8 protein-coding genes are annotated in these 12,730 nt (G+C 54.5%); 1 reads left to right on the forward strand and 7 read right to left on the reverse strand.

What is annotated here, in order from left to right; translation table 11 throughout:
- Window positions 1–8: 8 nt before the first annotated feature.
- Complete coding sequence (locus tag HVY19_RS07240; protein WP_181683658.1) at window positions 9–2,372, reverse strand: glycoside hydrolase family 31 protein; 2,364 nt, start codon at window positions 2,370–2,372, stop codon at window positions 9–11.
- A gap of 17 nt (window positions 2,373–2,389) precedes the next feature.
- Window positions 2,390–3,691 (reverse strand): MFS transporter, encoded by a 1,302-nt coding sequence (locus HVY19_RS07245; protein ID WP_181683659.1) that lies wholly within the window; start codon window positions 3,689–3,691, stop codon window positions 2,390–2,392.
- Between the two features lie 271 nt (window positions 3,692–3,962).
- On the opposite strand from HVY19_RS07245, the gene HVY19_RS07250 reads away from it, so the two are divergent.
- Window positions 3,963–5,054 (forward strand): LacI family DNA-binding transcriptional regulator, encoded by a 1,092-nt coding sequence (locus HVY19_RS07250; protein WP_249419100.1) that lies wholly within the window; start codon window positions 3,963–3,965, stop codon window positions 5,052–5,054.
- Here HVY19_RS07250 and HVY19_RS07255 read toward each other — a convergent pair.
- From HVY19_RS07255 to HVY19_RS07275, 5 genes are all read right to left on the reverse strand, one after another.
- Window positions 5,051–6,313: a DUF1479 domain-containing protein gene (locus HVY19_RS07255; RefSeq protein ID WP_181683661.1), complete on the reverse strand. Its 1,263-nt coding sequence runs from the start codon at window positions 6,311–6,313 to the stop codon at window positions 5,051–5,053. The two genes, HVY19_RS07250 and HVY19_RS07255, sit on opposite strands and share 4 nt — an antisense overlap.
- Window positions 6,314–6,455: 142 nt before the next feature.
- The gene (locus tag HVY19_RS07260) at window positions 6,456–7,271 is read right to left on the reverse strand and encodes a Cof-type HAD-IIB family hydrolase (protein ID WP_181683662.1); all 816 of its coding nucleotides are present in this window, start codon (window positions 7,269–7,271) and stop codon (window positions 6,456–6,458) included.
- A 132-nt stretch (window positions 7,272–7,403) separates the two neighbouring features.
- The gene (locus HVY19_RS07265) at window positions 7,404–8,090 is read right to left on the reverse strand and encodes a DUF2931 family protein (RefSeq protein WP_181683663.1); all 687 of its coding nucleotides are present in this window, start codon (window positions 8,088–8,090) and stop codon (window positions 7,404–7,406) included.
- Window positions 8,087–10,072 (reverse strand): type VI secretion system tube protein TssD, encoded by a 1,986-nt coding sequence (gene tssD, locus HVY19_RS07270; protein WP_181683664.1) that lies wholly within the window; start codon window positions 10,070–10,072, stop codon window positions 8,087–8,089. The genes HVY19_RS07265 and tssD overlap by 4 nt, the downstream gene beginning before the upstream one ends.
- Before the next feature lie 224 nt (window positions 10,073–10,296).
- Window positions 10,297–12,729: a glycyl radical protein gene (locus tag HVY19_RS07275; protein WP_181683665.1), complete on the reverse strand. Its 2,433-nt coding sequence runs from the start codon at window positions 12,727–12,729 to the stop codon at window positions 10,297–10,299.
- Window position 12,730 lies beyond the last annotated feature (1 nt).

Raw genomic sequence — 12,730 nt, forward strand, 5'->3', positions numbered from 1 at the left:
ATCATTGGTTATATTACCCAATTATCTTTTTCAATGCCGTTAACCCGCAGCTTGCGTTTTTCTCCTGCGGGTAACGATATCTTCAGCGCTTTCCACGCCGGACGATAATCGCCACGACCGTTGATCTTCAGGTTGATGGTTGCCCCGTCGCACACCATTTCCCATTCCACCCACAGCGCGTTGCCGTTCTGGTAGCCCCAGCTTTCACCGTCGTCTTCGAACAACATGCCAGCGGTTGTGCCAACACCTTTCACCGGGAAAAGCTTCAGCTCGCGGGTCGTGTCTTTTTCCGCTGACACATGAGTAATGCGTTCGCTCAGCGGCAATCCTGCACCGGCGCGCACCAGCAGCGGCAATTTTTCCAGCGGCGCGTCGAGGACGATCGACTGGCCGCCCGCATACCACGCGTGGGTGTAAAAATCGTACCAGCCGGTGTCGTTCTCCGGCAGCCAGACGCTACGCTCACGTTGTCCGGCTTCGACCACGCTGGCCACCAGCAGGTCGCGGCCCAGCAGGAAGTCATCGCACTCTTCGAAGGTCTGCGCATCGTGCTCGTGATCGAGGAAGGTCGGGCGCAGCATCGGCTCATCGTCGGCGTGCGCCTGCCAGAGTAGGGTGTAGAGGTATGGCAGCAGGCGATAGCGTAGTTCAATGGCACTGCGAATGGCTGGCGTTACGCCCGGATACATCCACGGTTCGTTTACCGTGTGATCGTCGTTCCACGAGTGAATGGTAAAACGCGGATGCATCACGCCGTTTTGCACCCAGCGCACAAACAACTCGGCGTCCGGTTTATCGCCCGAGAAACCGCCGACATCATGACCAACGTTAAACAGCCCGGACAGGCTCATGCCCAGCCCCATGCGGGTGTTATAGCGCAGGGTGTCCCAGTTGGTACGGTTATCGCCGCTCCAGGTCTGGACGTAGCGCTGCATCCCGGCGCAGCCGGAGCGGGAGATAAGGTACGGACGTTTTTCTGGCGCGAAACGCTGCTGCGCTTCCAGCGAAGCGCGCATCATCAGTAACGGCATGACCGGGCGAATGTGTTTAATGGCGATTTCATGACCAAAACCGTGACAGCGCGCTTCGCCGTCCCAGACTTCAAACTCATTGTTGTCGTTCCAGGTGGAGTCGATGCCCATCTCCAGCAGTTGCGTGGTGACACCTTCCTGCCACCACTGGATAGTCTGCGGGTTGGTAAAGTCGAGGTTAGAGCCTTCGTCATCCCAGAAGCTGGAACGTTCTGGTGCATCGCTTTCGGAATCGCGAATAAACAGGCCGCGTTCTGCCACTTCGTTATAGCGCGGATGATCCTGCAACAGGCATGGCTTGATGTTTGCCGCAAGCTTCAGCCCCGCGTCATGGAACGCCTTGCTCATCACCTTCGGCTGCGGCACTTTTTCGTAGTTCCAGTTAAAAACGTAGCGCTTGCCATTGATGGAGGTATAGCCGGAAGAGAGCTGGAACGAGTCGCACGGGATTGCGTGTTCCTGGCACAGGCGGATAAAGTTCATCAATTGATTCTGCGCGTCCGGTGCGTCGGTGTAGTGCATGGTCGAGCCGCTGTAGCCCAGGCTCCACTTCGGCCCGAACAGTGTTTTCCCGGTCAGGCGCACGAAGGCTTTGGTGATGTCCAGCACGCGCTTGCCGGTAAAGATGTAGTAATCGATATCGCCCGCCTCCGCCTGCCAGCGGCGATAGGCGCTGTGATAGTTGTCGATTTCATTGCCCAGATCCAGCCAGCAACTGCTCAGGTTGTCGTAGAACAGGCCGTAGCTCACGTCGTCGCGGCGGGTGATAGTGAATGGGATGTGCTTGTAGAGCGGGTCGGTGCTCACCGCGTTGTAGCCCATCGCATCCAGGTTACGCATTTCATAGCGTTTGCCGTTACGCTGCAGATCGCCCGCTTTTTCGCCCAGGCCGTAAAAACGCTCGTCTTTGCGACGGCTGAGGTAGTGCGCCACGCCGTCGCCATGCGCGTTCAGGAGGTAAGCGCTGGTCGGACGGTCGTTAACCAGCGGCTGCCACTCGCCTGCATCATCACGATAGTGCCACTCCAGCCACAGCGGCTGGTGGACAGTCACGCGTAGCTGTTCGGTTGCTACCGTCAGAACATTGTCCTGCTGCGTCAGCGTCCAGGAAGGGCAGGAGAATCCGCTCAAATCATCACGGTGGCGGCCCCCCCACGGCACATCATCTTCCGGAGCGATGCTCCACGTCCGATCCAACGCCAGTTCGCCCTTGCGCTTAATCAGCACGCGGAACAGGTTCTCTTCCAGCACGTACAGGCACAGACGGTGCTGGTTATCGACCATCAGTTCAAGATGGTTTACGGACTGCTTATCGACGGTCCAGTTTTTCAGGGTTTTCATATGCGATACATCCACTATCAGGCGCGCTTGGCGCGGCGTTCAGCAATAAATGCCACCAGGAAAAAAGCGCCAATCAGGTCAAAGAAACCCATGGCAATAAAGAGTGGGTTAAAGCCGATTGTGTCAGCAGTTACGCCAATCAACAGAGAGAACAGGAAGCTGGCGATCCACGCCGCCGAGCCGCGCATGCCGTTGACGGTTGCCATCTGGCCCTTGTCGAAGGACTCCACGACCAGCGCGCTCAGCATGCAGGAGATAATCTGATGGCCGAAGCCGCCGATGGAGATCAGTACGATGGTGATATACGGATCGCGGGTGATCGCCACGACGGCCAGCGAGATCATCAGAAACGCGCCGGTGACGGAGCTGGCGACGACCGAATTCACGCGGGAACAGCCGAACCAACGGGTATACAGGCGGGTGAGGTAGCCACTCGCCACGCTGCCGAGATCGGCGGCGAGGAACGGCAGCCACGCAAACATCGCGATTTGCTTGAGATCCATGCCGTGCTCTTTGGCAAGATATAGCGGCACCCAGAAGCTCAGCACCGCCCACGCGGGTTCCGCCATAAAGGCCGGGATGGCAATACCGTAAAAACGTTTGTTTTTCGAGACGGTCTTCAGTGCGATCAGGAAGGGGAGTTTGACCGGTGCAGGTTCATTATCCTGCTTGATGAACGCCAGTTCATCCTTGCTCAGGTTCGGGTGCTGCTCCGGGTTGTGGTAAAACGCCCACCACAGGATTACCCACAGCAGCGCCAGCACGCCGGTAAACATAAACGCACCCTGCCAGCCGAAGGAGGCGTGAGCAAAGTAAATGATAGGCGGGGCCAGCATCGCGCCGATGGAGAAGCCGACGCCTGCCCAACCAGCAGCCACGGGACGTTCTGATTTTGGAAACCACTCGCCGATAGTTTTGGCGTTCGCCGGCGTTGCGGCCGCTTCCGAGGCCCCCATAAAGAAGCGCAGAATTGCGAGGTGCAGCCAGCTTCCGGCACCTGCATGGAAGATACACATCAGCGCCCAGATCCCGGCGCAAACCATAAAACCAATCTTCAGGCCAATGACGTCAATCAGCCAGCCGCACAGGGGCTGGAAAATGGTGTAGGCAAGCTGGAACGCGCCGACGATCCAGGAGTATTGCTCGGTGGTGATGCCGAGACTCTCTTTCAGCTCGGGGGCGAGAATGCCTAATGAGTTTCGGGTGATGTAGTTGACGGTAACGCCAAGTAAAAACAGCACCAGCACGTACCAACGCAGGTTCTTAATGACGCGGCGCGTTTTGCTTGCCGCAACGGTGTTATTGATGTCCTGACTCATATTCTTCTCCACAAGACGGACGGTAGGGGGACGGAGGTTCAGGCGTCACACCGGTTTATATGGCGTTGATTGTTATCTCTATTCGCGCACAAAGTTGCTATACAACCAGCACGAAATTGGTGTGACAAGTTCACCTTAAGGAAGAATTTGCGATGGCAATAGCGGATTTTATGCAAAGATTTTCATAAGCTTGGTTAATCATTCGAAGTTTTACCGATTGAACTGCGCTTTACCCTGAAAAGATCGTTGTGAAAATTTTTTCATTTCGTGAATGGAGCCAGATCACAAAATGGACAAAAGGCTAAAAATCACTGAAATTGCCGCCCGCACTCAGCTCTCTATCAGCACCGTTTCCCGCGTGCTGGCAGGGAAGGCCAATACCAGCGAAAAAGCGCGCGCCAGGGTGCTGGCATGCGCGCGGGAACTGGGGGTGATGGACGGCATGGCGGCGGGGCGTCTGCTGCTCAATAGCCTCGTCGTTTTTGCGCCACAGCGGGCGTTCGACGAGCGGTCCGACATCTTTTATTACCGCGTCATTCAGAGCGTCGGTAAGGGACTTGCGTCGCACGAGGTCCGGCTTCGCTACTGCGCGCTGGAGGAGAACGACAGCGACGCGCAGCTCTTTCTCGCGCGAATGAATGAACCCGACACCCAGGCGGCAATTCTGCTCGGTATTGACGATCCGCATATTCACGATCTGGCGGTGGATGTCGGTAAACCCTGCATGCTGATTAACTGCCGGGATCGACTGATGCGACTGCCTGCCGTCGCGCCGGATCACCGCGCCATTGGCGAACGGGCGGCGGAGTATCTTTTCGATATGGGGCACCGCGGGGTAATGAACGTAATGTGTCTGCGTCGTTACACCATGGAGCTGCGCCTGGCAGGGATCCGCGACGCGTGGCGTGCCCACAATCTGAAGTTCAGTGACAGGCGTGACCTGCTGATGATACCCAGTTTCAGCGCCAGAGAGACGGAACAACTGGTAAGTGAATGGCTTATTCAGCAAAAGGGAAAGTACCTGCCAACCGCTTTTCTGGTAGGGGGAGATTTTATGGCGGCGGGCACCATCAGCGCCTTGCAAAACCAGGGGCTGCGCGTGCCGCAGGATGTCTCTGTCATGAGCATTGACGGCTTTAACCTGGCGGCGATTCAGGATGTACCCTTAACCGCGGTGCATGTCCCGCGTGATGAACTGGGCACCGAAGCGGTGCATATGCTCCAGCAGCGGCTGATGCGCCCGGACGCGCCAGTGGGCACGCTGCTGCTCAATGGAACGTTAAAGGTCAGAGAGTCGGTACGGCGGATACGTCAGGGGAAACGACGTACCGCCGTAGAGCGGGAAGGGCTGTACGATAGTTAAACCATCCCCAACGCACGCTTGCCGTGGATATTCAGATCGGCAAGCGTAAAGCGTCCTTCCCAGGCGGTTTCATAGTCCTCGCGTGGGAAATCTCCCGGTGAAACCCCTTTCTCCAGCGCCGCTTTCACCTTATGCGCGTAAGCCAGGTTTTTCTCACACATCGGCGCGGCAGGAATGTACATCACATTGCCCCAGCCCTGCTGGCTTTCAACCGGCGCGACGGAGTGAATCACATCGCAATGCCACCACACCGAGTCACCGGCTTCCAGTTGCGGAATACTGGTCAGGGCTTCAATCAATAGCGGATGCCACTGCTCAGAGACAGGCAATACTCTGCCTGGCGCCACGCCGCACAGCTCATCTTCAGGAACATCATCCAGCAGCGGACGCAGCAGAACATATGCCATCGCTTCCGGGATCGGCACCACGTGCAGCAGTCCCTGACCGGGCAACATGTCGGAGAGCGCTGTCCAGCCCTGAAAGGTGCGGAACACCGAGCACTTGGTGGTGTTATCAACGGTGTACTCTTCCACTTCGGTACGATGCGCCGCGTTCCACGGATCGTATTTGTCGATATTGCCGTCAAACACGCGGGCGAAGACGCGCTGATAGGCCGGGAGCAGCCAGCGTTCCAGCGCCCCGGAATCGGTATGCGCGCCCAGTCCTTTTGAGGTGGTGCCCGGCGGACGGCGGCGGATGCGATCCGGGTAGATCACGCTGACGTCCGGGTTAAACCACTGTAGGCCATCGCTTTCAAAGGTCCACAGACGGTTGAGGAAGGATTGCACATTGGCCATTTCCTCACTTTGACGCGCCTGCATTTGCGCCTGTGACCAGTAGATCGGGTAAATCTCCGGGCGGGAGGCCGTTAAGGTGCCAAAAAAGTTATCACCTGGGCCTTTATAAACATCGTCAAATTTATTGCGTGCGAGATAGTCGAGCATTGACTGATCCCAGGCCAGCGCCTGCTCGCGCGGAAAGTGATGTTTGATGACCGCACATCCACGGCGTTTAATCTGCTCACGCTGCTGGGCGGTGATCTTACCCGCACTGATATCAGCGTACGAAAGCTCGGGCCAGACCGGAGCGCCTTGTGCTTTGAGAGCGTTAATTTCTGCCACGCGGGTCGCAATGGCCTCGCTGAGTTTGTCGAACACCGCCTGCACGTCCCCGATTTGGGCGCGTAACTCGCGTTTCATCTGACGAATTGCCGCTTTGTGGTCCGTTGGCAACGTTTCGTTGGTAAAAGTCATAACCACCTCGCATCTTTCATTCGAAACCATTTTTACTTACAGGTGGTAATATAGGTTATATAAAAGTTAATGCAAGTTTAAAAACCTGTGGGAGTAAAGTGAGTAAGGGGAAGCATTAAGCCGGAGTGGGAGACTCCGGCATTCATCGTCAGCGATTAAAAGGTGGGGTATTATCCAGGACCGCCTGAATGACGTTCAGTGCACCCTGATGATTATTATCATTTGTCTGGTAGCGACAGAGGGCTTTAATGCTGTCGGCTGCGTTTTCCATGGCGAAAGCGTAATGTGCCATTTTCAGCATTTCGGCATCGTTGCCACTGTCGCCGATGGCCACCACATTCTGTGGCGAGAGATCCCAGCGTTTTAACAGGCGGCTGATCCCATTGGCTTTATGTAATCCCGGAATAATGAGATCGATAAAGCCAAAGCCGCTGGTAACGGGCTTCATAATGCCATCCAGCGAGGTGTGCAGCGTATCGATAACCAGCGGGATTTGCGCATCGGGCAGGTTGAGCGAAAACTTGAACAGCACATCGTCAATCTCGTGATAGTCCTTTACCGGCTTGAGACGGTGATAGTGCTTTGACATTAACGCGACAAAATCTTCCGGGGCGTTTTCGCTGACGTAGGCGCTTTGCAGGCCACAGGCCACGAAGTTACGCTGCTTATCTTTCAGCAGTTCGCCAATGACGATCTGCGATTCGTGGCGGGTGAGTTCACCATGAAAAAGCTGCTTGCCATGCTCAAACACCAGCGCGCCGTTTTCGGCAACGAAGGAGATTTCGTCCTTAAGTTCAGGGAAAAAGGAGATGAGCTGGTAATACTGGTTGCCGCTGGCGACAACGAATTCAATATTTCGTTTCTTTAGTTCTTGATACTGCGCCATAAAGCGTACGCGATCGTACTTTTTGGCGTCATCGAGAAAAGTTCCGTCCATATCGGTGACGATAACTTTGACTGTCATAAATGCTCCAGGCTCGAAACTGCGACCAGAAACATTTTAATAACAATGTGACCGAAACCACAAATTTAATTTCATTCGAAACTACTACGGCAACCGAAGTTGCCGTAGTAGTGCTGCCGGGCAAGGATTTTGTTAATCCCAGTTTCCATACGGGTAGGTTTTGCCTTTAATGAAATCCTGCGTCGACTGAATGAAATTAAACGAGCCGCCGGGAACAACATAGTCTTTGCACAGCGTCATCTCGTTGCCTGCGAGGGTCCACATTTTCAGCGGTTTTACGGGAAGGCTGGGACGTCCGGCGAAATCCGGGAACCAGACGTTGACTTTGCCCCCTGGGGACAGGCCGAAGAGAAGATTATCGTACCAGATGGGGGCACCGGATCGATATGTATGATCGGCAGGGGTTTTCATCCGTTGCCAGGTTTCCGGTCCGAACACGGCGCTGGTCTCGTAAGTTTGTTTGTCGATATAGGACTCCCAGCAGAAGACAATGTACTGAGGCGGCTTTTTGACTTTATTGAAATTATTAAAGCTGACACCATGAACAGCAGTAGCCCAATTGTCGATAGAATCAGGACTTCGGGAAGTCGGATCAAGCGTATTAAAGGTGTACAGATAACCATCCGTGTCTATCACCCGGACATGCAGCGTTTGCGCCGGTAGCTCATAGGGCGTGATAAGGGAAAAAGTCCACTCGCCGTAAGGCAGCGTCCAGTCACCGCTGGCGGCCTGTTTTGACTGCAAAGGGTGAGGTTTCTGCGGGCTACAGCCAGTGATTGACAGTAATAGTGTAAGTATCAGTGTGTAATGTCTTTTCATCGTTTTTTTCCGTCCATGTTGTAAATTGTTCTTATCCAGTTCTCGTCCGGCCGGTTCACAAAGCCGATGGTTTCGGAGGCTGAAGTACCGCCCTGCAATTCCCCGTTCTGTCTGAGAACTACGGCGTTCCAGTGGGCCGAGCAGTGGACATAGTTTTTGGCAATCAAATCCACGTCTTCAGGCGAAAAACCGTTGACGGCTGCATGCTGGCGAGCTGCTTTTCCCATCTCACGGGCATGTTCGCAGAACGGTTTCAGTTCGTCAGGCAGCGCGTGTCCTCTGACTTTGTCGACGTCAGCAAACAACGCCCCAGCGTCGACTGCGGCATCGACCATGACCCGCAGTGCAACCTTCGACCAGTCATAACTGACCGTACGATGGCGCAACGTCAGCGCGGCAAAGGTGCGTTTTTGCGGCTGGCTGTAGCGATCCGCTGGCGCTAAATCATCCTGCCACGCTTCCGGGGCGATCGCGTTGGTACGAATAATGGGCATGATGGCCGGCGAATGCTCCAGCACGCACAGCTGCGCCATCGTCTGCCGGTAAACGTGAGATTGCGCATCAGGCTGATTATGAGGCAGGGTTTCCACCAGCGGACGCGTGAGAAAGAGGTTTTCCCGCAGCTGCGGCAGATATCCGCCGCCGATATCGGAATGGGCGCCGGGAAGCGCCAGCTCCGGCCAGGCTGGGGCAACGCTATTGAGAGCGAAGTTATAGCGGCATTCGTGTTGGGCGATAATGTGAAACACCTTTTGCGCCACGCCGGGGCGCAGGCGGATGTTGACGTTTCCGGTATCTCCGCTGTGTGGATTAAGGCCGTTTGCCACCGAACCCACTGCCGCCACGGTGTCCATAATGCCGAGAAAGCGGGTTTTGCCCGATGATGCACCGCTATAGCTAACTTTGCCCATGCCTGCCGAAATTGCTTTGGAAATAGCGGGATCTTCTGACTGGACGCGGTTGGCAAAGTGGCGGGCAGCGGCTGCACCGCGACTAAAACCGAAGATATCAAACAGCAGGGTATCGACAACATACTTACCGTTCAAACGAGATCGTGTTTTCTTTATCTCAGCTTCAAGTTGCGCCACCGCATCGTCCGTTTTGGCGATTATCCCGGTTTCTGCGGTGCCCAGCCCCAGGCCTATCGGGTTATCAGGTTCGCCGGCGCATGTGCCTATGCCCTCAACATAGACAGCACTTTGAATATAGTTACCATCACTTTGGAAGTTTTGTTCATACAACTCATTCAACCAATGAATATTCGTGTAATACCCCAGATAACTACCCGCTCCAATCCCGCTAATCCCCATCTTCTCCGATGCATTTCTGGCGAGAATGGTTTCCGCATCCGGGCTGTTGATATCAAAGTGCTGCGCCGTTAGCGCCTCAAGCATGTTCCGGGTATTGACCGCGTTATTTCCCGTACCATCAAAGAACACTCCCAGCACCAGCGTTACCTTGCGTTCCGGTGGCTCTTTGGGAAGCGTGACCTTCTGCATCACCGGGAAAAGACAACCATAATTCTCCGGCGTCAGCAGATAATCGAACTCGGTACCGGCGATGAGATGACGACTCAGAATATAATCGTAATTCACCGATATATATTCATAGTGCATATCGTTCATCTTCGCTAACTGATTAACGGACCGTATTGTTGCACCGCGAAGTTCGATAAGATAAAACTTTTCCCTGTGCCCGTATTTATTAATACGGTAAATATAAAACGTTAATTTTAGACGTTCATTATTATTAATGGCGTTACTGAGTAATGGAGAGCTTTTGTCCAGGAGCTTGCAAAATTGCAGAGCGCGGTGATGGATACGTCCGTTAACGCCTTCCACTGCCTGCTTCAGGCTAAAGACAAAGATTTCATCTTCGTGTCCCAGCTGATAGCGGTTACCAACAGAGTTCTGTGAACCACAACCTGCAGAAATTTTCCCCTGAACATCACCCTCCAGCGTTAAATAAATAATGTTACTCATTTGCTTTCCTGAGTGGGGTGCTTAATCAGGAATAAGCCTAATGACAAAATTGCGGTGCGAACCTGTTATTAATCAACTTAAAGGGAAATAGTGGCCGTAATTTAAACGTAAAAGGAATAACTAACAGGTGAATTATAGTGAGTTCGGAAGAAAGTATCTTATTTCCAGCATAGTTAAATGCAAATAATCCCCGGTAACTTATACCGGGGATTTGTGACTACAAATTAAAGCGTATGCTCGGTACGCGCAATAATATCGTCCTGCGCATCCGGTGAAAGCGCGGTGAAGAAGGCAGAATAGCCCGCCACGCGTACGACCAGATCGCGATACTGGTCCGGGTGTTTTTTCGCGTCCAGCAGGGTTTCACGCGATACAATGTTGTACTGGATATGCCAGCCTTTGTGTACTTCAAAGAAGGTACGCAGCAGGAACATCAGCTTCTGCTTATCAGATTCATTCTCCAGCGTGGCCGGGTTCAGTTTCTGGTTCAACAGCACACCGCCGAGAATCGAACCGGTAGGCAACTTGCCGACGGAACCGATCACCGCCGTGGGTCCGAGGTGGTCCGTACCGGATGCCGGGCTTGCCCCTTCCGCCAGCGGCGTATGCGCTTTACGGCCGTCTGGCGTTGCCATGGTTGCCGCACCGAACGGGACGTTTGCAGAAATGGACGATGTACCCGCGTAATAATTGCCGCCCACCGGACCACGGCCATAGCGTGGATTATGATACTGTTTCAGCTCATCGATATAGGTCTGGTAAGCACGCGCCAGCAGGGTATCCACGCTATCGTCGTCGTTGCCGTACTTTGGCGCACCGTTGATTAAACGTTGGCGCAGCTGTTCGTGGGTCAGTCCGTCAAAATCTTCCGCCAGCGCCGCAGCCAACTGCTGTTGACCCATTGCGCCCTGCTCGAAAACCAGTTTTTTCACCGCCGCCAGGCTGTTGCCGAGGTTGGCAATACCCACCTGCAAACCGGAAACCCAGTCATACTTCGCGCCACCCTGCTTGATGCTCTTCGCGCGCTCAATGCAGTCGTCCACCAGCGCCGAGCAGAGAATGTCATGTACGTTCTCTTCCAGCATGGTATCGACGACATACTCAATCTCAATGGATTTACGGGTGTAGTAGCGAATCTGGGTATCCCACGCATCCATCACTTCATCGAAGCTATTGAAATTACCGGCTGAGAGTGCTTTTTCCTGCGGCAGGAAAACCTTGCCGCTGGTGGCGTCACGACCACCTTCCAGCGCGGCCAGCATCACACGCGCGAAGTTGATAAAGCTCATGCCGGTGCAGCGATAGCCCCATTTACCGCCGACGGCGGTTTCGATGCAGCCAATCGCCGCGTAATCGTAGGCGTCCTGTGGCTCAATACCGAGTTTGATAAATTCCGGAATAACAATTTCATCGTTGTTGAACGCGGGCATACCGAAGCCGCAGCGGATCACCTGTACACAGGCGTCGAGGAAGTCATTGCTCATCCCGGCGTGATACCGCACGCTGAGGTTCGGCTGAGTGGAGCGCAAGCGACCGCAGGATTCGAGAATCGCGTAGGAAAGCGGGTTGACCGCATCCTGCGGCTGACCGTTAACCAGGTTCTGCCCACCAATGGTGACGTTCTGATACAGCGGGCTACCGGCTGATGCTTTGGAGTGAGAGCCAGAGCGAATTTTGTTCACTTCCAGCAGTTTCAGCCAGCAGCTATGCAGCAGTTCAATGGCGTGTTCGCGATCCAGCGACTGGTTCAGTTCCACGTCGCGGCGATAGAACGGATACAGGTACTGATCCATGCGGCCAAACGATACGGAGTGACCATTAGACTCAATTTGCAGAATCAGTTGAATGAAATAGCACAACTGCAGTGCCTGCCAGAAGGTCTGCGGTGGCTGATGAGCGATAACCTCACAGTTTTCCGCCATCGCCAGCAGTTCGTCACGACGTGCCTCGCGCGGTTCTTCATTCGCCATTTTGCGAGCCAGTTCGGCAAAGCGCAGGATATGATCGCTCACGGCGACCAGCACGATATCAATGGCTTTTAGAAATTGTTCGCCGTGCAGGTCTTCCAGCACGGTCAGGTTGATGCGTGAACGGCGTTCAGCGACTTTTTCGCGCAGGCCGTCGATGCCTTTATCCAGCAGCAGTGGGAAATTCACCGCCAGGTGCGCGTCGCCGGAGGTCATATTGCCTTCGGCTTTGATGATCCCGGTTTCAAGCAGGCCTTTCTGCTCGTCGGTAAACATGCCGTAGCAGCGATCCTGGACCGTCTGCCCGCGCCACCATGGGCACACTGCGTGCAGGATGCGCTTATTCTCTTCGCTCACCGCAAAACCAGCACCCGGCCTGTCCGCCAGATCGTCGATCTCTTTTTCAATCCATGACACGGTATATTCCGGGAAGATCGGCGCGGCGCGGACTTCACTGGCCTGGTTACCGATGATCAGTTCATCATGTTTGATCCAGATGGTGCGTTCAGCCAGATGATGCGCCAGCGCCAGTGCGCGACGAACCGGAATCGGCTTGTCCAGATGCTGCTGGTACATCTCGGTATAGTGCTGCGCACGCTCGGTACAGACCGGCGGTTTAACAATGTTTACCAGCGCGGTTTTGTGCGCCTTGATGCGATTGCTGAGTGTATCCAGTTTCAGTTGCGTCATG

This window comes from Citrobacter sp. RHB25-C09 (assembly GCF_013836145.1).
Lineage (GTDB): Bacteria > Pseudomonadota > Gammaproteobacteria > Enterobacterales > Enterobacteriaceae > Citrobacter_A.